20 protein-coding genes are annotated in these 22,715 nt (G+C 61.4%); 6 read left to right on the forward strand and 14 right to left on the reverse strand.

Annotation, left to right across the window (positions count from 1 at the left end; translation table 11 throughout):
* Window positions 1-492: 492 nt before the first annotated feature.
* Both AC1DRE_RS23475 and AC1DRE_RS23480 read left to right on the forward strand, forming a co-directional pair.
* Window positions 493-1,863, forward strand: a complete 1,371-nt coding sequence (locus AC1DRE_RS23475; protein ID WP_476986887.1) for an MmgE/PrpD family protein — start codon at window positions 493-495, stop codon at window positions 1,861-1,863.
* Window positions 1,864-1,939: 76 nt separating this feature from the next.
* Complete coding sequence (locus AC1DRE_RS23480; protein ID WP_476986888.1) at window positions 1,940-2,995, forward strand: LacI family DNA-binding transcriptional regulator; 1,056 nt, start codon at window positions 1,940-1,942, stop codon at window positions 2,993-2,995.
* A gap of 307 nt (window positions 2,996-3,302) precedes the next feature.
* Here AC1DRE_RS23480 and AC1DRE_RS23485 read toward each other — a convergent pair whose 3' ends face one another.
* The 11 genes from AC1DRE_RS23485 to AC1DRE_RS23535 all read right to left on the reverse strand — a co-directional run bounded on the left by AC1DRE_RS23485 (window position 3,303) and on the right by AC1DRE_RS23535 (window position 13,492).
* Entirely contained in the window at window positions 3,303-3,797 is a 495-nt protein-coding gene (locus AC1DRE_RS23485) for a MarR family winged helix-turn-helix transcriptional regulator (protein ID WP_476986889.1), read from the reverse strand.
* 714 nt (window positions 3,798-4,511) lie between these two features.
* On the reverse strand, window positions 4,512-4,967 hold the full coding sequence (locus tag AC1DRE_RS23490) for a riboflavin kinase (protein WP_476986890.1): 456 nt from the start codon (window positions 4,965-4,967) through the stop codon (window positions 4,512-4,514).
* On the reverse strand, window positions 4,964-5,464 hold the full coding sequence (locus tag AC1DRE_RS23495) for an NUDIX domain-containing protein (RefSeq protein WP_476986891.1): 501 nt from the start codon (window positions 5,462-5,464) through the stop codon (window positions 4,964-4,966). The genes AC1DRE_RS23490 and AC1DRE_RS23495 overlap by 4 nt, the downstream gene beginning before the upstream one ends.
* 49 nt (window positions 5,465-5,513) lie before the next feature.
* Window positions 5,514-6,446, reverse strand: a complete 933-nt coding sequence (locus tag AC1DRE_RS23500; protein ID WP_476986892.1) for a cytochrome b/b6 domain-containing protein — start codon at window positions 6,444-6,446, stop codon at window positions 5,514-5,516.
* On the reverse strand, window positions 6,443-7,414 hold the full coding sequence (locus tag AC1DRE_RS23505) for an electron transfer flavoprotein subunit alpha/FixB family protein (RefSeq protein WP_476986893.1): 972 nt from the start codon (window positions 7,412-7,414) through the stop codon (window positions 6,443-6,445). Before AC1DRE_RS23505 ends, AC1DRE_RS23500 begins: the two co-directional genes overlap by 4 nt.
* A gap of 28 nt (window positions 7,415-7,442) precedes the next feature.
* Window positions 7,443-8,216 (reverse strand): electron transfer flavoprotein subunit beta/FixA family protein, encoded by a 774-nt coding sequence (locus tag AC1DRE_RS23510; RefSeq protein ID WP_476986894.1) that lies wholly within the window; start codon window positions 8,214-8,216, stop codon window positions 7,443-7,445.
* A 124-nt stretch (window positions 8,217-8,340) separates the two neighbouring features.
* The gene (locus AC1DRE_RS23515; protein ID WP_476986895.1) at window positions 8,341-9,540 is read right to left on the reverse strand and encodes an acetyl-CoA C-acyltransferase; all 1,200 of its coding nucleotides are present in this window, start codon (window positions 9,538-9,540) and stop codon (window positions 8,341-8,343) included.
* Between the two features lie 219 nt (window positions 9,541-9,759).
* Window positions 9,760-10,227 (reverse strand): MaoC family dehydratase, encoded by a 468-nt coding sequence (locus AC1DRE_RS23520; protein ID WP_476986896.1) that lies wholly within the window; start codon window positions 10,225-10,227, stop codon window positions 9,760-9,762.
* Window positions 10,228-10,231: 4 nt separating this feature from the next.
* The gene (gene fabG, locus AC1DRE_RS23525; RefSeq protein WP_476986897.1) at window positions 10,232-10,987 is read right to left on the reverse strand and encodes a 3-oxoacyl-ACP reductase FabG; all 756 of its coding nucleotides are present in this window, start codon (window positions 10,985-10,987) and stop codon (window positions 10,232-10,234) included.
* A 132-nt stretch (window positions 10,988-11,119) separates the two neighbouring features.
* Entirely contained in the window at window positions 11,120-12,271 is a 1,152-nt protein-coding gene (locus AC1DRE_RS23530; protein WP_476986898.1) for an acyl-CoA dehydrogenase family protein, read from the reverse strand.
* Between the two features lie 246 nt (window positions 12,272-12,517).
* Window positions 12,518-13,492, reverse strand: coding sequence for an aldo/keto reductase (locus AC1DRE_RS23535; RefSeq protein WP_476986899.1), 975 nt, complete (start codon window positions 13,490-13,492; stop codon window positions 12,518-12,520).
* A gap of 237 nt (window positions 13,493-13,729) precedes the next feature.
* On the opposite strand from AC1DRE_RS23535, the gene AC1DRE_RS23540 reads away from it, so the two are divergent.
* The 4 genes from AC1DRE_RS23540 to AC1DRE_RS23555 all read left to right on the forward strand — a co-directional run bounded on the left by AC1DRE_RS23540 (window position 13,730) and on the right by AC1DRE_RS23555 (window position 18,273).
* Window positions 13,730-14,446: a TetR/AcrR family transcriptional regulator gene (locus AC1DRE_RS23540; RefSeq protein ID WP_476986900.1), complete on the forward strand. Its 717-nt coding sequence runs from the start codon at window positions 13,730-13,732 to the stop codon at window positions 14,444-14,446.
* Between the two features lie 97 nt (window positions 14,447-14,543).
* Window positions 14,544-16,631, forward strand: a complete 2,088-nt coding sequence (locus AC1DRE_RS23545; RefSeq protein WP_476986901.1) for a 3-hydroxyacyl-CoA dehydrogenase NAD-binding domain-containing protein — start codon at window positions 14,544-14,546, stop codon at window positions 16,629-16,631.
* A 50-nt stretch (window positions 16,632-16,681) separates the two neighbouring features.
* A complete protein-coding gene (locus tag AC1DRE_RS23550) occupies window positions 16,682-17,869 on the forward strand; it encodes an acetyl-CoA C-acetyltransferase (protein WP_476986902.1) in 1,188 nt (395 codons plus the stop codon).
* 152 nt (window positions 17,870-18,021) lie between these two features.
* Window positions 18,022-18,273 (forward strand): hypothetical protein, encoded by a 252-nt coding sequence (locus tag AC1DRE_RS23555; RefSeq protein ID WP_476986903.1) that lies wholly within the window; start codon window positions 18,022-18,024, stop codon window positions 18,271-18,273.
* Window positions 18,274-18,800: 527 nt separating this feature from the next.
* Here the strand turns inward: AC1DRE_RS23555 and AC1DRE_RS23560 are convergent.
* The 3 genes from AC1DRE_RS23560 to AC1DRE_RS23570 form a co-directional block, all read right to left on the reverse strand.
* Window positions 18,801-20,288, reverse strand: coding sequence for an NAD-dependent succinate-semialdehyde dehydrogenase (locus AC1DRE_RS23560; protein WP_476986904.1), 1,488 nt, complete (start codon window positions 20,286-20,288; stop codon window positions 18,801-18,803).
* A gap of 86 nt (window positions 20,289-20,374) precedes the next feature.
* Complete coding sequence (locus AC1DRE_RS23565) at window positions 20,375-22,057, reverse strand: thiamine pyrophosphate-dependent enzyme (protein ID WP_476986923.1); 1,683 nt, start codon at window positions 22,055-22,057, stop codon at window positions 20,375-20,377.
* A gap of 270 nt (window positions 22,058-22,327) precedes the next feature.
* On the reverse strand, window positions 22,328-22,456 hold the full coding sequence (locus tag AC1DRE_RS23570; RefSeq protein WP_476986905.1) for a hypothetical protein: 129 nt from the start codon (window positions 22,454-22,456) through the stop codon (window positions 22,328-22,330).
* Window positions 22,457-22,715: the final 259 nt, after the last annotated feature.

The following is a 22,715-nucleotide window of genomic DNA, read 5'->3' on the forward strand; positions in this document are numbered from 1 at the left end:
TCGTGGCGAACGTCGCAAGCTTCAAACGATTCTCATCGTTCAGGACCGGCGTCGACCACTTGTCAACCCGGGCATCAACCGCTTCCGATGGCACGCTCAACGCATTCTCCGTCTTCGCTGACAAGATTCCCACCTCTACTTAAGGCTCAATATGCGCGGTATCGGCAACAAACCTGCCAGCCAACAACTCACGCAATCCAATTGTTTGGATACGATACCATAACCGGATTGGACACGAATCCACAAGCCCTCGCAGATGTGCCTGCGGCCCCGAGATGGCTGGTTCGCGGGTGGGCTGATCCGAGCGCGGATTAGTTGGGGGATTGCCGATGTTCGGATTGGTGAGGCATCCTTCCGACGGTCGTGGAACTGAGCCTTACCAACACCCGAGTTACCCGTAGGCCCTCCCGTTTCAGCAGAATTGAAGCGTCAACTTGAATACGATGCCATTGCGGCTTGACTGAAGACATCTGTTGATGATCGAATCCGTGTATGCACACAACAGGCACGTCAGCCGAAGGCTTCACCACTCGAGTAGCGCAGGAGGTTGTCGCGCTCCGCTACGACAACCTGCCGCCGCAGGCGCTGACTAGGGCACGGCATGTCCTGCTTGACTGGCTTGGAGCCACGATCGCTGGCTCCGTTGAACCAACCGCGCGAATAGCACAGGCGATCGCATCTGAACCTGGCTCACGACCGGTGGCGAGTCTCATCGGAACGCACCTCCGCAGTTCGCCTCGGGACGCTGCGCTTGCCAACGCGGTTGCCGCTCACGCTTTGGATTTTGACGACTCAAGCATGTGGACTGACGGGCATCCGTCCGCAGCCATCCTCTCGGCAACCGTGGCGCTTGGCGAGATGCTGCAGTCAACGACCGGCGAGCTCGTGGAAGCGATCATTGCAGGTCTGCAAGGACAAGCCCGCATCGCCCTCGCAACCGGTCCGTCGGCATACGAAAAGGGCTTCCACGGCACCGGTACGTACGGCACATTCGGTGCCGCGGGCGCTTGCGCCCGGCTCCTCCACCTCGACGTCAATGGGCTTGAGCGAGCATACGGTCTAGCCGCCACCCAGTCCGCTGGCCTCAAACGCACTTTCGGTACCATGGGCAAGCACCTCAATGCCGGCAAGGCGGCAGCCGACGGTATGCTGGCCGCCCAACTGGCGGCGAAGGGATTCACGGCACCCTCGGACGCTATCGAGGGGCGCCAAGGCTTCGCATGGACTCACAGCACTACCTTCGACCCGTCCCGCCCGCAGGCCGTCATGGGCGACCGCCTGGCCATTGAGTCGGTCCTCTTCAAGCGGCACGCATGTTGTCATGGCACGCACTCGTCCATTGATGGAATTGCGCAACTACGCGGTCAACACTCTTTCACCGACGACGACATCGACGAGGTGCGCTTGCTCGTTTCTGACAAGATGCTCGACATCTGCTGCATCAGCGAGCCAGCAACAGGGCTTGAGGGAAAATTCAGTGTGCGCCACGCTGCAAGCGTCGCGCTGGCTGGCCTATTCGCTGGTCCCGAGGCATTCACCGACGAGTCTGTTCGAGATCCGCGTCTGGTCGCATTGCGTGAGCGAGTTACAGTGGTCCCGGAAGCCGATAGGCCGCTGGACGGGCCGACGCGCGTGCTCATCACCCTCGCCAGTGGCGACCGCTTCGAATCCGAAGTCGATGTCTTCGAACCCACCCCCGATGCCGCGCTGGCGACGGAGTGGGAAGCGCTCGTTACCAAGTTCACCTTGCTCTCGAGTCCCATCGTCGGCGCCTCAGCAGCCCGAGAGCTCGTGCAGCGCATTGCACGGCTGGATCCAGACTGCCCCGTCAATGAACTGCTGGACCTGCCGGCAGATAGATGACCATCAGGAAACTTGCTGTGGCGTGACCCCCGGACCTGCTGATGTCGGATCGGGTTCCTAAAGTAGGATCATTATCATGGTGGAGAGTATGACGGAGAGTATGACAGAGAGTAATGCAAAGACGGTCATGACGAGCCGAGATATTGCGCTGCTCTGCGGTGTGTCCCAGAGCACCGTTTCACGTGTGCTGAGCGGTCATCCAAATGTCTCCGCGAAGACCCGTGAGGCGGTCACGACAGTACTCAACCAAACAGGCTTCGTGCCGAACGCCTCCGCGCGAGCCATGCGTACCCTGCGGACGAAGACGATCGGCGTCGTTGTGGGCACACCAGTCAATCTCTACCATATGGAAGTGATGGGACAAGTGCACGAGCACGTTGCCCGTCATGGGCTGCGGTTGAGTGTGTGGCTGGCCGACGCTGATGGCTATGCTCCCGATGCTTTGCAGGCCCTGCGAGAGCGGTCCGTCGACGGGTTGATTTACACCACAGCCGTAGACCCGATGCCGTCGCTCGAGGCTGATATAAGAACCGGCGCTCCCATCGTGCTCATGGGGCGCACGATTCGAGGGACAGAAACGGACATCGTGGCCGGGGCCAATGTGCAGGGCGGCCGCCAGGTCGCTGGCTACCTCGTGCGCAGCGGTCGCCAAAAAGCCGCACTAATTGGAGGCCGGGCTTTCAGTCCAGGGCGTGAAATCGAGCAGGGTTTCCGTCGAGGTCTAGATAACCTCGGTGCCCCCATCAGCGACCGTCGTGTCATTTACGGGGACCTCTCCTACGCTTCCGGCCAGGAGGCGCTCGATGAGTTGTGGAAAGGGGATGACAGGCCGGACGCCATCTTCTGTGTCAATGATCTCATCGCCTACGGCGTCCTCGACGCCGCCAGGGTAAAAGGGATTCGGATACCTGAAGAGCTGTGGGTGATCGGGTACAACGGCCTCACAATGTCGGGCTGGGCTGCTTATGACCTGACCACAGTGCAACAGCCGATCGAGCGCATGGCAGAGATTAGCGTAGACCTTCTCCTGAAAAGGATCGACGGCGTGCACGCGTCTACGCCACAGCGACGGCGGCTGGAGGGAGAACTCATCGTTCGAGGATCAACAGCTTACGCGCCCGCCCAGCCCTAGTCCGGGTCGAGGGCGCTTTTACACCACGATGTCGCTGAGCATCTGACGCGTAGATTCACCCTAGGCGGCGGCGAGTCTTCGTGGCAGGTCTTCGTGATCAGGCGTTTTTAGAATGCGCCGTCGAGTGCGATGCGCCGGCAGGCGCACCTTCCTGGCTGCAGGTCCTGTATCCACAGGTTCTGTGGGATTGGAGGCCCGGGCTCCTCGCGCTCTGACATTCACAGGTTGCCAGTTCGAGCAGGTGGAGCCATTCAGGCCCCGCTTCCGCGGTAATGCCTCGGTTCCGCCCAGTACGCTTTCGAACAGCTCAATCAACGCCGTTGGGTGAAACCAAATTATCGAGCGCACGTGCCAATATCGGAAGTGCATCCGAGACTTGCGCCACCTCTGCCGGTGTCATTTGGTTGGTCAATTCTGCCATGATGCGAGTCCTGGCCCGACGAACCGCATGGTAGGCTTCCTTGCCCTCATCCGTCATCGAGACAAGGTACGCGCGAGAGTCCGATTCGTCCGTTGTTCTGCTGACGTAACCAGCTGCCACCGCTGCCGCTACCTGCCGGCTGAGGGTGGACCTATCGAGCCCAAGACGGTCTGCGAGATCAGAGATCCGGAGAGTGCCGGCGGCGGACAACCGAGTGAGTATCGAAATCATAGATCGATCTATCGAAACGCCGGACGTCTCCACTAACCTTGCGTGGAACTTGTAAAGGGACCAGCGAATGATGGATCCCAACGCCTCATCAATCACGCGCTGATGAGGATTAAGCTCGACCATATCGCCCACCGATGTTACTGCTCCCATTACCACCCTTCCTCGATTTTCAAACTAGTGATTGCCTCAGTCGCTGCGGATCGTGTTTTCGCTCCTGGTCGAAAGACCTCGTCCGCCAAAATGACCACAAAAGGGAGCCCTGATCCTAACGGGGCGGACCATCCGGTTAGGTGCACCACACACGTATAGGATAACTGGCTTTCCGTCTCTAGCCGTGGTTCCAGCACCCGGGTTCAGGACAGCGGGGATGACGAACATAGGATTGTCTCCGCCGACGGGATCTGCTGTCCGCCTTACCGCCGCTCCACCTGCCTACTGACCTCACTGTTTAAAGCCACCGAACCTTCTCCCGGGAAATGACGGTCAGTAGCGCACTCTCTGTTCCCAAGGGGAGCTTAGTGCTGCGCGGCCAACTGTTGATGTGGTTCAGTCGCCTCAACTTGGAGTAGTTGGGTTTGCACTCCGCGTGGTGATGCCCCAAAGAGCTGATTGGCAGTCATCCGATAGTGAAGCTCGCCCGGCAGTTCTTGCGGGGTGACCCATACCTGGTGGCCTTGGGATACTTCAAATATTTGCCGCGGTCCATCGCCACCCTGGCGCCAACCAGCAGGCTCAATTCGGCGTGCTGGCGGGCAGTTGTTCCGTTGGTTGGCATGTGGCTCGCAGGCGCAAACTGGTTCGGGTAGTGAGTGGGGCCAGGAGCCGATGACTTCCAGTGCAATTTCGGTCTTTCGCCCTGAGTTTTCATGTAAGAAATTCCTGGCCTGCGCCGGCGGCCCAGGAACGCACGCACGCCACGTCGTCCACAATCTGTGAGACGAGCTGATCGACTCGGTGAAACCTTCGTTGCGGGCGAAGATAGACGTTCAGAGTCACCAAAACGGTCCGACCGTACAAGTCACCGCTGTAGCCCAGAAGATGGGCTTCCAGTAGCCGCGCGCCTTTACGGTAGTACGTTGGGCGGCGACCCACCGAGATGGCGGCCGCGTATGTCTCGCCCGGCCCTTCGGGGCCAAAGTTGACGGTCCCTGCCCAGACCCCGTCTCGAATTTCCATGTCTTGTACGGAGATGTTGGCCGTGGGATAGCCGAGTTCGCGACCCCGGGCATCGCCATGCTCAACTACGCCTTCAAGCCGGATGGTGCCGCTGATTCGCCCCCTGGCACCAGAGAAGGCATTCGCTTGGATCAAATCATTCATATTGACTCACTAGCAGTAACGGTTTGGGGGTATTTAGGCGCCCACGGTCGAGCTGCCGGGAGAGTAGCTGGGTTGTGGCCGGTTGCTTCGAGTACGTTGTCCAGCCAAGTTACTCGGTTTATAAAGCGCTTCGCCTTGTCCGGATTGGTCCACCGGTAAGAGTCATGCTCCCAGTTGATTTCAAGTCGCCGCCGGGATGTGACTGCAGTGAAAGTGTAAACGAGCCAAGGCGTCCCGAGTTCGTCGGCGACTACCAGATCCGGTCCTTGCCGGAGTTCCAAAAGGTCTTTGGCCTGTAGCCCCGTTTCTTCGGACAACTCTTCGAGAGTTTGCTGTCTCGGTGTTGCCCCTGCTTCCATATACCCCGTGATGCAATGCCAAAGGCCACTGTCGTGGCCAAGGAGACCGCTTCTTTTGAACAGGGCAATCCTCCCGCGCCATTCGATGACAACAGCAATGACGACGTGGTCTCGAGGGACGTCATATCCAGAGTTCATTCAGTCTCCCATCGAGGGCTTCATTGGTGTGACGCATGGTGCCACGACGTCAGTTTTTGGTTACCGAGCCCATTAGCGCTGCGATAGGCCGCAGGATGATGGGCCGGGTGCCCACCCACAGCACCGCCATAAGCGTGAGGGCTCCGGCGAAGAACCAGAAACCGACCCAGCTGTCATCATTGCGACCGGCGAACATGTGGTTGAGATTTCGCAGGGCACCGGTCGCGAATACGAGGGTCACATGGCCGACGATGAACAGCACGAAATAGAGCATTACCGGGAAGTGGATGGCCCGGGCGACTTCGACGCGGTAGACCTTGTTGATTTTCGCGTCCTTGGGCCATGCCCCTGACATGCGGATGCCGGTGACGATTGAAAGCGGTGCGGCGATGAAGGCGGTCACGAAGTACGCGATCATCTGCAGGCTGTTGTATGACACCCAGGCGTTTTCAAGCGGCCAGTCAAGAGACGCGTACTGCAGTGCGGCCGACAATGCGTTGGGGATGTGCTCCCATGAGGCTGGCACCAAGCGCTGCCACTGGCCTGTCGAGAACAGTAGGACGTAGAAAGCGAGCCCGGTACCGACCCACAGCGCATTGAGGCTCAGATGCAGCCACAGGTCGAGACTCACCTTGTTCGGCTTGCCCTTGGTGCGGATGAGCCCCTGATTGTTTCGGGTCCAGTAGGCGGGGGGTCGCTGGGTGGTGCGCACGTGCCAACCGCTGCGGATAATCATCAGCATCAGTAGCATGTTGAAGAAGTGGCTCCATCGCAACCACTCGGGGAAGCCCTCGGGTGCTCCGAGCGGCAGTTGGACGTGGCCAGGGTAGTTGGTCACGAACGACTGCACGCCGGAGAGAGTGCGCAGCCACTGCGCGCCGAACACTATCGCAGTGAGCACGACCAACGCGGCAGGGATCACCCACACAAGCGTGAACCAGCGGCTGCGCTGGCCCTTCTTCTTCACAGTGCTGCTAGTCATTTCTGCCGCGCCTTGATTCCCTCGACTAGCTTCGGTACTACTTCGAAGAGATCTCCGACGATGCCGAAGTCAGCGATGTCGAAGATGGGCGAGTCACTGTCCTTGTTGATAGCGACAATCGTCTTGGCGGTCTGCATCCCGGCCCGGTGCTGAATCGCACCCGAGATTCCGAGGGCGATATAGAGTTGTGGCGAAACCGTGATGCCGGTCTGCCCTACCTGGTGTGAATGCGGCACGTACCCTGCATCCACGGCCGCCCGCGATGCCCCCAAGGCAGCGCCGAGCACGTCGGCAAGGTCTTCGACAATCGAGAAGTTCTCCTTTGAGCCGACACCGCGGCCACCTGACACGACCGTGGTTGCACCCTGCAGTTCGGGGCGGGTCGACACGATTGTCTCGTCGTTCACAGCCGTGATGACGGTTGACTTCGATCCGTCGACCTCGATGGGGACAGTGCTGGTCTCGGCGGCTGCCCGGGGCGCGACATCCTCGATGGCACCGGGCCTTACCGTCGCGATAGTTAAGCCCCCGGTGACTGTAGCGTCGGTGTTGTAGGCACCTCCGAACACCGAATGGGACCCGACAATCCTGTCACCGTCCGCGTGCACACCGACGACGTCGAGGAGCAACGCTCCGCCGGTGCGGACCGCCAGTCGACCCGCGACCTCAGCCCCGTCCAGAGTATTCGCGGTCAGCACCGCAGTTGGCGAGTACTCGGCCACCGCAGCCTGAAGCGCGGCAACCTGGGCGGCGGCAACAGTGGTCGTCGCGGCATCAGTCTCGGCGATGTACACCAGCGCTGCACCCAACTCACCCAGACGCGAGGACACTGCTGCACTTTGCCCGGGCGCGACCGCCGCAACCGCAACGGGCGTGCCTATGGAGGCGGCAGCACCGATCAACATCTCCGACGAACGACGGATCATGCCCTCGGGGGAGACCTCGATGAAAGCAAGAACGTTTGACATCGTGATTTTCTCCAAATCTCTTTGCAGCTTAAAGAAGCCGCTCGGCAACGAGGAATTCGATGAGCCTGTCGGCTGCAGCGCCTTCGTCATGGATTTTCGTACCGGCCTGGCGGGCGGGACGTGCGGACGTGGAAAGGACGACCGAGCGGGCCAGGCCGGGGAAGGAAGGATCGATCCCGAGGTCAGATAGCGAGACCACGTCGACCTTCTTGCGCTTGGCCGCCATGATCCCTTTGAAGCCGGGAAAACGGGCCTCGTCTGCGCTCTCGGTGATAGACACGACGGCCGGAAGTGTCGCCCGCACTTCGCGCGTACCCGACTCGGTCGCCTGTGTTCCTGTCACCTCGTTGCCCACCTGCAGTCCGTTGAGCGAGGCCAGATACGACAGGCCTAGGTGCTCCGCGACCATGGCGGGGATAACACCACCCCGGCCATCGGTCGATGCATCGCCCGCCAGGACCAGATCAACACCGCCTACCCGCTCCACCGCCCTTGCGATAACCAGGGCGGAACGTACAGCATCCGCCCCCACTAACTCGTCATCGAGAACGTGCACTCCGGAATCGGCACCCATCGAAAGTGCTTTCCGAACGGACGCTGTCGCCGATTCCGGACCCATCGACAGGACGATTACCTCGGTCGTCTTGTCAGCGTCCTTCCGCTGCAGCGCGACCTCGATTGCTCGCTCGCTGATCTCATCGATAACCGCGTCGCTCTGCTCACGATCAACCCGGCCGTCGGCCAGGAGGGTGCGCTCCCCATAGGTGTCTGGCACCTGCTTGGTCAGTACAACAATTTTCACTGGCTACTCCTTTGATACATGGATATCCCCGACGGTGGTCGAGAGGCCGCTTCTGCGGCAAGGTGCGGCGCAAGCGGGCTCCCATAGCGAACATTCCAGGTGTTCCCCTTGCAGGAGGGGTGATTTAGGCGACCTCGAAGAGGCCTGCCGCGCCCATGCCGCCACCGATGCACATTGTCACGACCACGAGCTTCGCACCTCGACGTCTGCCCTCGATCAGGGCGTGGCCCACCATTCGTGCGCCGGACATCCCGTAAGGGTGGCCAATGGAGATAGCCCCACCGTCTACGTTGTACTTTTCGGGATCGATTCCCAGAAAGTCACGGCAGTAGAGCGCCTGGCAGGCGAATGCTTCGTTGAGCTCCCACAGGTCGATGTCATCAACGGAAAGGCCATGCTGCTTCAGCAGCTTCGGCACGGCAACGACGGGACCGATACCCATCTCATCGGGTTCCACTCCAGCGACCGCGATACCTTTATATATGCCGAGTGGCTGCAGGCCACGCCGAGATGCCTCACCGGCCTCCATCAACACCGCGGCTGAAGCCCCGTCTGAAAGCTGCGATGAATTGCCGGCCGTGATTGCTGCGATCTTCGCGACCTCCCCGTCCTTCAGCACCGTCCGGAGAGAGGCGAGGCCCTCCAAAGTGGTCCCCGGCCGGTTGCCCTCATCCTTGGTCAGTGTGACCTCACGGAAGCCAATCTCCTTTGACTCTTTGTCCTGCACCATCATGGATGCGGTGAACGGAACGATCTCGTCATCGAACGCCCCCGCCTCCTGCGCGCGGGCGGTTCGCTGCTGTGAAAGCAACGCGTATTCGTCCTGCTCCTCGCGCGAGATCCCGTACCGCTCCGCTACGATCTCGGCCGTGTGCAGCATCGGCAGGTAGATGCCCGGATGATTCTCCTGAATCCAAGGATCGACCGCCCGGTCCATGTTCATCTTCTCGTTTTGCACAAGCGAGATCGATTCCACGCCGCCCCCGATCGTTACCTGCTGGCCATCCACAATGATCTGCTTAGCGGCGGTCGCGATTGCCATTAGGCCCGAGGCACACTGACGATCGAGGGTCATGCCAGACACGCTCACTGGCAGGCCCGCACGCACCGCCGACTGGCGGGCCACATTCGTTCCCGTGTTGCCCTGCTGCAGTGCAACACCCAGGACGACGTCATCAACCTCGGCACCGTCGATACCTGCACGCTGCACCGCGTGCGAGATCGCGTGACCGGCGAGGGATTGCCCTTCTGTGTTGTTGAAGGCGCCACGGTAGGCACGGCCGATTGCCGTGCGGGCGGTCGAAACGATCACAGCTTCTCTCATGGGGTTCACTCCTTTGTCGAACACATCCGAAATTTTATTTGTACCATACACGTAATTTGCTCTGGGTGACAGAGGATACCGACATTTTCAGGGAGCAGATGCCCAGTGCGGCGGCGCGTAAGAAGGAAATGTCCCCCTGACATCAGCTGGGCGAAGGAGTCGTACTCCAGATTCGGGGCAACATTTGGACGAACGGCGTTTTCGTTCCAGGCCGTTCTGCTACGTGCTGGAGGAGTCCTCAAGCACGTGGAGTGCGATCATCTCGGCGACTGCTGCAGGTTTCTGCACCCCATCGATCTCGACGACGATGCTCGTTGCGATGCGTGCGCCCTGGGGCACCCGCTCGACCAAAGCGATACTCGATCGAGCGCGTATCCAGCTACCCACCGGAACGGGGTGGACGAAGCGCACCTTGTTAAGCCCGTAATTGATGGACATCAGGGTTCCTTCGATCTGCACGGCACCCTCGGTGAGACGTGTGAGAAGCGACAATGTAAGGAAGCCGTGCGCTATGGTGGCGCCGAACGGGCTTTCCTTCGCCCGCTCGGGGTCAAGGTGAATCCACTGGTGGTCCTCGGTGGCATCTGCGAAGGTGTTCACCCGCTCCTGAGTAATTTCGAACCAGTCGCTTACTACTTCGGCCCCACCGGCTGACTCGACAGCGGCGATATTTGGATATGTCGCCATGGCGTCAGTCCTTCGGGCCGCCGGCGACGTAGAGCACCTGTCCGGAGACAAAGGATGCTTCGTCGCTCGTGAAGAATGCAGCAGCAGCGGCAATATCGTCAGGAACGCCAGGGCGTCCAACGGGGATCTCTTTGACGACGTCAGAGAGGAAGTCTTCGAAGGAGACTCCCAGACGCTGCGCCGTCTGTCGGGTCATCTCAGTCTGGATGAATCCGGGGGCGATGGCGTTGGCAGTCACACCGAACTTGCCCAATTCGATCGCGAGCGTCTTGGTGAAGCCCTGCAGGCCGGCCTTTGCAGCCGAGTAGTTCACCTGCCCGCGGTTGCCGAGCGCCGACGTGCTTGAAAGGTTAACGACCCGTCCCCAGCCAGCTTGGACCTGGTGGGCTTGAACGGCACGTGACATCAGGAAAGCACCCCGAAGGTGCACATTCATCACGGCGTCCCAGTCGTCGTCGCTCATCTTAAAGAGGAGGTTGTCGCGGAGGATTCCGGCGTTGTTGACGAGAACAGTGGGTGCCCCCAACTCTTCGGTAACCCGTTCGACTGCGGCTTTGACGGCACCCGAATCAGAAACGTCTGCACCGATGCCGATGGCCTCACCACCGGAGGCCTGGATGGCCTCAACCGTGGCAGCCGTGTCGGTCTCGTGCAGGTCGATCACAGCGACGCGGCGGCCATTTGTGGCCAGGCGCTGAGCAATCGAGGCACCGATACCCCGCGCACCGCCAGTGACGATTGCAGTTCTCTTATCTGTCATTTCCTAAAGCTCCTTGCTCATTCATTGCAGCCTCCCCTGACAGGGCTGACGTGCGTTGTTTTGTTATTGTCGGGGCTGCCGCCGGGCTGAAAGTCATAGCCATGACGCCAGAACTGCGGCGGGGTCGCACCCTTAGAAGCCGAGGTCGCGGCCAATGATGTTTTTCATGATCTCGTTCGAGCCGGCCCAGATCTTGGTGACGCGGGCATCTTTCCAAGCGCGGGCGACGCGGTATTCATTCATGAATCCATAGCCGCCGTATAGCTGGACGCAGTGGTCGAGAACGTCATTCTGTATGTCAGCAGCCCACCATTTGGCTTTGGCGGCATCGACGGCGGAGAGCTCTCCGCGGACTTGCGCAGCGACGCACTGGTCGACGTATGCCTGGGTCACCTCAGTCTTTGTCACGAGTTCCGCGAGCAGGAATTTGTTGTGCTGGAACGACCCGATCGCCTGGCCGAAGGCTTGGCGATCGCGTGCATACTCAATCGTCTCGTCGAGGATCTGCCGCGCGTGGGCGAGATTGGTAACGGCAGCGCCAATGCGCTCCTGTGGAAGTAGTTCCATCATGTGGCCAAATCCGCCATCGAGACTTCCGATTAGGTGGCCCTCACTGAGGTGGACATTGTCGAAGTAGAGTTCGGCGGTGTTGGCCTCAGGTTGGCCCACCTTATCGAGTGGCGTTCCGCGGCTGAAGCCAGGCATCGATGCTTCCACAGCGAAGAGAGAGATTCCCTTCCCACGGCTACCTGGAGTCGTGCGCGCGGCCACGATAATAAGGTCCGCAGAGCCTCCGTTGGTGATGAAGATCTTGGATCCGTTGAGAATCCAGCCACCGTTCGGATTTCTTACGGCAGTGGTTCGGAGTGCGGCCAGATCGGAACCGGCGGAAGGCTCGGTCATGCCGATTGCCGTCACAATGGAGCCGTCACAGAATCCGGGCAACCAGCGTTCGCGCTGCTCTGGCGTCGAGAGCTTTACCAGATACGGTGCCACCACATCGAAATGAATACTCAGCGACGATGCGAGGGCGAGGTTCACTTTGGCTAGCTCTTCGAGCAGTACGGCATTGAATCGGTAGTCACCAGCTTCGCTTCCGCCATACTCCTCAGGAACCTCAAGCCCAAGGAAGCCGTGCTTGCCTGCTTCCTCCCAGACTTCCCGAGGGATACGCTTGCTCGAGGCATGCTCGTCGACGTAAGGGGTAACGGAGCGTCGAATGAATTCGGTGACCGAGCTGCGGAAGGCCTTATGGTCATCGTCGTAGAGTGTGCGCTCAATCATGTGGGATAACTTCCTCGGTATCTGCCTTGACGGACTCGTGGTTTTTTGCCTTGTTCACAGGGGTGCTGCTGCAGTTGCAGCGGTGCAAGGCGATATTGATTGCATCATACACGTAATACTCCGCACTGGGAATGCCGCCAGAGAGGCGCCGGTGAGGGGAGGTAGCGCTGGCCGTAGCGGGCGCGGTTTTATGTTACTGGACGACACCCATACGAGAACGCTTCCTGAGTCTTTGTTGCGCTTTCCCTAGCTGTCGATAGTTGACATATCAGGGTAGCGCGCGCCAGCTGCCGAGCCGGCAGGCGCCAGCCCATTGAGTAGTTCAAGATCCTTCGGGGAAAGTCCGACCTCAATCGCGCCCAAGTTCTCCGCCAGTCGCTGCCGGTTTTTGGTACCCGGAATGGGGACGATGTGCTCTCCCTGTGCGAGTAGCCACGCAAGGGCAAGCTGCCCCGGTGTGCACTGCTTCTGGTCCGCAAGTTCTTTTACGCGGTCCACGAGTTGCAGGTTGCGGGTGAAGTTCTCGCCTTGGAACCGAGGGGAGTGTCTGCGAAAGTCGTTTTCCGGGAAATCCTTCGGGCTGCGAAGCTGGCCAGTGAGGAATCCACGCCCGAGCGGGCTGTATGGCACGAAGCCGATGCCCAGCTCGACCAGGACGGCGAAGACCTTCGTTTCGGGCTCACGTTCCCACAGGGAGTACTCGGTTTGCAGTGCCGTGATTGGATGCACGGCGTGGGCGCGGCGGATGGTATCCGGCGCAGCCTCGGAAAGGCCCAAGTGCCGAACCTTTCCTGCCTGGACCAGCTCGGCCATTGCGCCGACGGTTTCTTCGATGGGGACGGTCTTGTCCACCCTGTGCTGGTAGTACAAATCGATGTAGTCGACGCCGAGGCGTCGCAGGCTCGCGTCGCATGCGGCGCGCACATATTCAGGCTTGCCGTTGACTTCAGCCCAGGAGCCGTCGTCGCGCCTTTGAGTTCCAAACTTCGTGGCCAGTACGACGTCGGAGCGCCGGTCGGCGATCGCCTTGCCTATGAGCAGCTCATTAGTGAAGGGTCCGTACATGTCGGCCGTGTCCAGGAAACTGCCACCTGCGTCGAGGAAGGCATGGATGGTGGCAATGTATCCGCGTTCGTCCCCCTCCTCGCTGAACTCTCTCATGCCCATGCAGCCGAGGCCGAGGGTGGAAACGGCCAATGAACCAAGCATGCGATATTCCACGAGATTTTCTCCTATGGGCGACAGAACGTGCGCTGGATGGTGATCAGAGGGTGTTTGCTGGCCTGTATAGGCGCGATGACCGCTGGGGTCGCAAGGCACAACCAACAGGAATCTTTTTTGGACTCGTATGCAAGCCCTATGGCCCAGCTTACAAGACCCTCATGATGCTCATCTAGAACGGGCCGCTAAAGCGCTCTGCCGCGCGAACTGAAACTATCATCGGGGTAACGTGGAACGATGGAACTAGACGATGTTGGAACCGGAAACATCGGTGGGCCGAAGCGGAAGCTGTCCGGAGGGGATCAGTCCAGCTTTAGGTCGACGGTGGCGGAAAAGGCTGTGCAGTTGTATGCCGCGCACGGCTTCGAGGCCACCAGTGTAGAGGATATCGCTCGTGCCGCCGGGATTTCGCGAAGCACTTTTTTTCGGCACTTCCGCTCTAAAGAAGATGTGGTTTTCGCTGATCACGATGAGTTAATCGACCAAGCGGGTGCGTTTCTTGCCGAGACTCACGACGATCCTTGGCGTGCTGTCTGCGAGGTCGCCGCCATGGTATTTCGCCACTACTATCGGCAGGGAGCCGTGGCAAGGCAGCGTTATCAGGTAGTCAATGGCGTTCCGGCGCTGCGGGACAAGGAATTGGTCATGGTCTTTCGCTACGAGCAGCTGTTTAACCAATTTTTGCGCCGGCGTTTACCAGGGTTGGCGCCTCTGGAAGGCATCAGATTTAGTTCCGCCGTCGTTAGCACCAATAACTATTTTCTGCGCACCTTTATGCGCGACGACGTTCCGCCAACTGAGGATCAACTTTGGAGTGCGCTGGACGACGTGCGCCGGTTACACAACGTTCTCCACGAAGGGCGGCCGACCAAGGAGGAGGTTGTCGTTGCCGTTTTCCCCCGATCCATGCCGTCCGCAGAGATTGCGCGCCAGATTCAGCAACGCTTGATCTGACGCCCATTGGTGCGACATGAAACGTAGTCTCACTTGACTTGACACTGAGTCCCAGGCTGAACTTGCGTGTCTGTTCTCTTCTACGCAAGGAAGCGCCGTGTCCGAGAAATCAGCAATCCGAGAGATCTTCCAAGCTCCGACAGCCATCCGCACCGATAACATCGAACACGCGGGCTTCCGCTTTGCCCTTCTGACCCTGGCGAATGATGAACAGCGCCCGATGACCATGGGCCCGGCATCCCTGGCAGAGTTCGCGGCCGCTGTGCGCGCCCTGGACCTGTCCGCCGTCGATGCAATGGCAGTCACCGGCACGGGTTCTGTGTTCTGCGCCGGCGCGGACCTGCAGAAGCTGACGGAGGCGGCCACGCCCGAACAGGCCGTGGACATGGCATGCCAGGGCCTCGAGGCTTTTCGCTTGCTGGCGGCGCTTCCCATCCCCACCTTTGCGTTTATCAATGGTTCTGCGCTGGGCGGGGGACTGGAACTCGCCCTGCATGCGGGCTACCGCACGGCCGCGCAATCGGTTCTTTCGCTGGGTTTCCCCGAGGTGCGACTGGGTCTGATCCCTTGCTGGGGTGGTATTCCTCGCACGGCAGCTTTGATCGGCCCAGCGCTGACGGCCCGCATCGTGGTTTCGGATTCGCTCGCGGGTAAGCACCTTACCGCGGCGAGTGCCGCCGAACTGGGCCTTGTTGACGCCGTACTTCCGGACGAGAGTTTCCTTACCGCGTCGCTGGACTTCGCGGCCGGAATTCTCCGGGGCGGGGCGCAGGGACCGATCCGGGTTACGGGATCGGCCACAGAGGTCGCCGCGCTGGCCGACATCAGAAACGAGCTCGATGCCCGTCTGCATGGTGCCGCGCCTGCGCCTTACCGGGCGCTCGAACTCATCGCCGCAGTCGCAGCGGACCCTTCCAGTGAGGCCGGTCAAAGGAGGCAGGCGGCAGAGATCCGGGCGTTCGGCGATCTGCTCATCTCCGACGAGGCCCGCGCCAGCGTCTATGCCTTCCAGCTGACGCAGTCACTGGCGAAGAAACCTGCCGGCTGTCCCGCCGTCGCCCCATTGCCGGTGCGTACCGTCGGCGTCGTAGGGGCGGGGCTGATGGCGAGCCAGCTCGCGCTTGTTTTCGCTGAGCAGCTGCGCGTTCCGGTGCGGATCACGGATCTGTCGCTGGGCCGCGTTGACGCGGCATTAAGCTGGATCGCCGGCCAGTTGGACAAGGGCGTGGCCCGGGGAAGACTGGATGGTGCCGACGCCGCCTCCATCCGTGCCCTGGTCACGGGCGGCACGGACAAGACGGCTTTCGCTGACTGCGATGTGGTGATCGAGGCGGTCTTTGAGGAGCTGGAGGTTAAGCGGGCAGTGTTCGTTGAGCTGGAACCGGTGGTCCGACCGGACACTCTGCTGCTGACCAACACGTCCTCACTGTCCATCGAGGCGATGGGCGATGCGCTGATGAATCCTGGACGGCTGATCGGCTTCCATTTCTTCAACCCGGTGGCCGTGCTTCCGCTGGTGGAAATTATCACGACCCCTCAGACGGACCAGGACACACTTGCGACGGCATTCGAGCTGGCCCGCAGGTTGCGCAAGACGCCTGTGCTCGCCACCGACACGGCAGGCTTCGTGGTCAACCGTGTGCTGACCAGGCTCTTCAGCGAGGTCCTCTCGCTACTTGATGTCGGCGCCAACCCAGATACGGTGGACCATGCCCTGGACCCGTTGGGCCTGCCCATGACGCCGTTGCAGTTGCTGCAGTTCATCGGTCCGGCCGTCCAGCTGCACATCTGCGAGAAAATGAACCAGACCTATCCCGAGCGGTTTGGCGTCAGTACCAGCCTCCAGGGGCTGGTGGCCGCGGGACTGCCCGGATATTTGGACGACGGCGGCCGCATCTCGCCGTCCGCCGCCAGGCTGCTGCCGGCGCCCGTGCCCACGGATGCCGGCACGGTTCGGGCCTGGATCCTGAACGCGCTGGCCGAGGAAGTCACCGTCATGCTCGAAGAGGGCGTGGTGGCCGGACCGGAACAGATCGACCTGTGCATGATCCTTGGTGCCAACTACCCACTCCACACCGGCGGGCTGACCCCGGTGCTGGACCGGGAAGTAGGCACGGACTTTCATCCGGACCTACGTGTACCCGTTCCGGCCTCCCGTTCGGCAGCAGGCAAGGGGTCGTCATAATGCCCTCAACTACCAAACCTTCCAGCGCATCCCCGTTTAAGGAGAAAAAATTGGATTCCAGTTCTGATGTTGTCATCGTTGGCGCTGCCCGCACGCCGCAGGGCAAGCTCATGGGCCAACTGGCCCCGCTGACCGCCGTCGAGCTCGGCGGTGCCGCTATAGCCGGTGCGCTGGACAAAGCGGGAGTCCGGCCGGACGCCGTCGAAGCCGTCATCATGGGTCACGTGCTCCAGGCCGGCGCGGGGCAGAATCCTGCCCGGCAGGCCGCCGTGGCCGGAGGCATCCCACTCAGCGCGCACGCCGCCACTGTGAACAAGGTGTGCCTGTCCGGGCTGAGCGCCATCATCGAGGCAAGCAGGCTGTTGCGGCTAGGGGAAGCCGCGGTGGTGGTCGCTGGCGGGCAGGAATCCATGAGCAACGCGCCGCACTTGCTGCCGGATTCCCGTGGGGGGCATCTCTTCGGGGACACGACCCTCGTAGACTCTGCCCTCTACGATGGCCTTACCGACGCCTTCGATCGGGAATCCATGGGGCTGTGCACCGACCGGGCCAATGATTCCTTGGGCATCTCCCGGACCGACCAGGATAAATTCGCCGCCGATTCCCACCGGCGTGCCATGGCTGCCCAGACTGCCGGGCTTTTCGACGCCGAGATCGTCCCCGTCAAGGTGCCGCGTCGCCGCGGGGAGGCCGAACTCGCCGTAATCGACGAAGGCGTTCGTCCCGACAGCACCGAGGAATCGCTCGGCAAACTCCGGCCAGCCTTCTCCCCATCCGGCACCGTAACTGCCGGCAACGCCTCCCCACTGAACGACGGCGCGGCCGCCGTCGTCCTCACCACCCGCGGCTACGCGGAAACTCACGGGATCGAGGTCCTCGCGACGCTCGGCGCCTCGGGACAGACCGCCGGTCCGGACACTTCACTGCCGGACAAACCCGCGCGCGCCATCAGCAAGGCACTTGCAATTGCTGGCTGGACCGTTGCAGACCTGGACTTCGTGGAGATCAACGAGGCATTCGCCTCCGTAGCGCTGCACTCAGCCGAACAGCTTGGCCTGAATGTGGACAAGGTCAACGTCAATGGGGGGGCGATCGCACTCGGACATCCCATCGGTGCATCCGGCGCACGGGTCGTGGTCTCTGCCGTTCACGAACTAATGCGCCGCGGGAACGGTAAAGCAGCCGCGGCGCTGTGCGGCGGTGGCGGCCAAGGCGAAGCCCTGCTCCTGTCCCGCTGACTCACCGCAAAATCCCGACGCCGGTGCCCACTTTAAAAGAACCTCCATTCCTGGACCGCTAGATGATTTGCAGGTTGTAAGTACTCGGCGGCCGGGACCGGTGCGCCATGCCGCCACTCAGGGACAGGACCTGGTCCTAACCGCTGGGGAAAGTGGCGTACGGAACCGAACCCGCCGACATGAAGGAAAAGAGAGAGGCAATGACCGCCGCTACCTCAAGAATCACCGTCAAGGTCAGGAACCAGAAGTTGCGAGACCGGCAACTGGAGCAGGCCACTTCACAGCTCCGTGAGAAGGCAATTGATTGCGGCATTCTCATAGTCAGGGTCGGCTACACAACATATAACCTTTCCCTCAGCACTAAAGTCGCCTACGGCCAAACCCGGGAAGTCGATTTGCTTTGAAGGGCGGCATGATGACTGCAAGCCACTCCATGGAGGCGAAAGGATACGACCCAAAAAGCAGAGCAGCCAAGCGACGACGCTGGGAAACATCCTCTGCAGATCTGGGTAGGACTCATCCCCGGGGACGTCGTAGCACTGCGAGCGTTGGAAAATCAGCACTATGTCGGAACGGTGGAACAGAGGTCCATAGGCGGACTCAGTATTTGGATGAGGGATCATCTAAATGAGAGAAAGCTCTTCCACTCTCGCGACTGCCGGTCCGTTGTCCTAATCCCATCTACTTCCCGCCGATAGCCAAAGAGTGTGGAGCTGCGCGGCGCTCTTGCTGCTCCGGAGGACTTCCAAAACCCACTATTGCCGTTGCCAACAGCTTTACAGGGTTCGTTGCCGGCGTCACCCACCTGCAGCCCGTTGGAAGCATCGTTTCCGGAAGCATGCACCCCGCCAGCGGCTAGCGTGTCATTTCAAGACCATCGCCGTTGACGACTGCATCATAGAAGCTGGTGGGCGCCCTACTGCAGGCGGTGCTAGTCGGCGTAGGGGTCTGCGATGCCGATGTATTGGGTGGTGGTGTATTCGGCGATGCCTTCTGAGCCGCCTTCGCGGCCGAGGCCGGATTGTTTGACGCCGCCGAAGGGTGCGGCGGCGTTGGAGATGACGCCGGCGTTGAAGCCGACCATGCCGAACTCGATCTGCTCGGCCACCCGAAGCAGCTTGTTGAAGTCGCGGCTGTAGAGGTAGGACGCGAGGCCATACTCGGAGGCGTTGGCCAGTTTGATGGCATCCTCCTCAGTTTTGAAGGTGGTGACCGGGGCGACGGGTCCGAAGATTTCCTGGCCCAGGATCGCTGCATTATTGGGGACGTTGGCCAGGACGGTGGGCTGGTAGAAATACCCCGGCCCGTCCACGGGCGCCCCGCCGGTGATGGCGGTCGCTCCGGCGTCGACGGCGGCACTAACCAGGGCATGGACGTCGGCGCGGGCGTCGGCGTCGATGAGCGGGCCGACCTGGGTAGCGGGGTCGGTGCCACGGCCCGTGGTCAGGGCGCCCATCGAGGCGGCGAATTTCTGCGTGAACTCGGCGGCGACGGATTCATGGACGAGGAAGCGGTTGGCGGCGGTGCAGGCTTCGCCCATGTTCCGCATCTTCGCCGCCATCGCCCCTTCGACGGCGGCGTCGAGGTCGGCGTCCTCGAACACGATGAACGGGGCGTTGCCGCCCAGTTCCATCGAGGTGCGCAGGACGTTCTGCGCGGCGTCGGCCATGAGCCGTTTGCCGACGGGGGTGGACCCGGTGAAGCTCACCTTCCGGAGGCGGGAGTCATTCAGCAGCGGCCCGGAGATCCCGGAGGCGGAGGAGGAGGCGACGACGTTGAGGACGCCGGCGGGCAGGCCGGCGTCGAGCATGGTCTGCGCGAAGTACTGCGCCGTGAGGGGGGTGAGTTTGGCTGGTTTGAGGACCATCGTGCAACCGGCCGCCACAGCGGGCGCCACTTTGCGGGTGGCCATGGCCAACGGGAAGTTCCACGGCGTGACGAGCAGGCACGGGCCGACAGGCTTGTGCTGAACCAGGATCTTGTTCTTGCCCTCCGGGGTGGTGAGGTATCGGCCGTAATCCCGGACTGCTTCTTCAGAGAACCAGCGCAGGAACTCGGCCCCGTAGGTGACCTCACCCCGGGCTTCGGCCAGAGGCTTACCCATTTCCAGCGTCATCAGCAGGGCGAAGTCCTCGGCGCGTTCGGTGACCAGGTCAAAGGCCCGGCGCAGGATCTCTGCCCGCACCCGCGGTGCGGTCCGGGCCCAGGACGCCTGGGCGGCGTCGGCGGCGCCCAGCGCGGCGATCGCGTCTTCGCTGGTGGCGGAGGCAAGAGTGGCGAGGACCTCCCCTGTGGCGGGATCATGCACGTAGAAGGTGCCGCCGTCTGACGCGTCCCGCCACTGCCCGCCAATCAGGAGGCCCTTGGGGACAGAATCCAGCAGTTCGAGTTCGGTGAGTGCGGGGACAGAGACAGGCATGGGTTTTCCGATCATTGAGCAGGATGCCGTGCGCGGCGATGGACAGGGCGCGGGTCAGCGGTTAGGGAAGTGCTGCCGCGGCTGCCTTAGTAGGCTTTGACGCGTTGTTCGACGACGAGGTGGATGAGTGCGAAAACGTGGTCGTCATCGATGGCTTTGAGCGCTGCTTCGATGGCGGCGGGAACATTGACGTCCTGTTCGACTTTGATGCCGAAGCCGCCGAAGGCCTGGGCCATGAGCGCGAACTCCGGGTTCTTCAGTTGGGTGCCGGAGATCCGGTCCGGGTAGTGGCGTTCCTGGTGGGTGCGGATGGTGCCGTATTCCTGGTTGTCCATGACGATGACCAGGGGAGTGGCGCCGTACTGAGCTGCGGTGGCCAGTTCCTGGCCGTTCATGAGGAATTCCCCGTCCCCTGCGATGGTGACGATGCACCTGCCGGGGTATTCCAGTGACGCTGCGATGGCGGAGGGGATGGAGTAGCCCATGGAGCCGTTGCGGGCGCTGATCATGGACGCGTAACGCTTAGTGGGGAAGTAGCGGTGCGCCCAGTTGGTGTGCTCGCCGGCGCCAAGGGTGATCATGGCATCCGCGGGGAGGGTGGGCACGAGGTTGGCCATCAGGGTGTCCATCCTCGCAGGACCGTTTGTCGGCGTGGCCAGGGGGAGGGCTGCGAAGGCTTCCTGTTCGCCTCGCATCCGTGCCGTCCAGGCCTTCCATTCGTCCTTGACCGGGACTTCGATCTTGGCAAGGTCGCGGATGAACACGTCGGGCTTGGCGACAATCTGGTACGAGACCGGCCCCGAGCGGCCGCGGAGGGACGGGTCGATGGTGACGAGGAAGTTTTTCTTGGACCAGTCCTGGCGGCACAGGAATCCGTCGGTGATGACATCTCCCGGGACGGTGCCGACAAAGATCAGAAGGTCCGTTTCTTCGAGCAGGTCATAGGTCGGGCGCGGGCGACCGTAACCGATAGGACCGACGTAGGACGGGGAGTCGAAGGGGACGGTGCCCTGGGTCCGCCATTCGGCCGCTGCTGGGATGTGGTGCTTTTCCAGCCACGCGGTGAACTGGTCCGCGCCTTCCTGGGTCCAGTCGTTGCCGCCGGTGACGAAGAGGGGCTTGCTGGAGTTGGCCAGGGCGGTGGCCAGGGCATCGGAATCCACCGTGGTCATGCCTCCGGTGGCGACGGGGATGGGCGGGTGAAGGTCGGCGGGGATCTGTTGTTGGATGACGTCTTCGGGCAAGCCGATAACAACGGGGCCGGGTCGGCCGTTCATGGCCGCGAACATGGCCTCAGCGACGATTTCCGAGGCCCGCTCGGCGTGGTCCAGGACCATGACACGCTTGGCCCCGGTGTCGAACCAGGCTTTGATGTCGAATTCCTGGAAAGCTTCCCGGTCCCGGTGGGCGAAGGGGATCAGGCCTACGAACAGCACCATCGGGGTCGAATCCTGCCACGCGGTGTGAAGTCCGACATGGGCATTGGCCGCTCCCGGACCGCGCGTGACCATCGCGACGCCCGGCATCTGTTTCATCTTGCCGTCAGCTTCGGCCATATACGTCGCCCCACCCTCATGACGACAAACGATTGTCTCGATAGGGGAGTCGTGGAGACCGTCGAGGACATCCAGGAAACTCTCACCAGGGACTACGTGGACCCGCTTGATCCCGTGCGCGACGAGCGTGTCAACGATGACGTGACCGGCTGATTTTGACGCGGGGGCTGAAGCCACTGTTACTTCCGGACCCGTTGCGGGTTGGGCGGGTATGGCCTGTTCTGCACGTGAGTACCCAACCGTACCGGTCTCGGTCTCTGTCTGTGATGTCATGTTTCTTATCTCTCGCTCTGCAATTCTTACGACTAGCGGGTCGGGACAGGGGACAGCGACGTCTACGAAAGGCATGCTGACTGATCATGTCTGCCGGGCCGCGGCGATCCCCACGCCTTAGTAGAGCTACGGCCGGCTCACGGACTCCAGGACAGTACTGCAGCTCCTTGGCCTCCAAATGCTCGCGCACGGCATCTAGAAGGCCAAGACTTAGGTGCCTTGGGCGTACAGTGCGCGTTTCTCCTGTTCGGCGGCGGCGACCACCCCGGGGTTGTCCTCGCGCCGGACTACCCAGACGCAGTCATCATCAGCGACAATGACGTCGCCGGGGGAGATCATCCGGGGCCGCACACGATTAAGATCTGAACGTCGGCGCACCAGCGGACCGACGCTGATATCGCAGCAATGCCCGTGGCCGCCGGGAAGTTCCTACCGGTCACCCGGGTCTTGGGCGAGGATGCCATCACGGCGCACCGCGAATTCCATCGAGCCGCCTAAACCGCCTCCCACAATGCCAGCGTTATCAAGCTCCTTGATGACCTATGGGACAAGTCCGACCGCTACCGCCGCCTGAGTCTCGAGCTTCCCTCCCGTGATG

This window comes from Arthrobacter sp. P4_H3 (genome assembly GCF_056400885.1).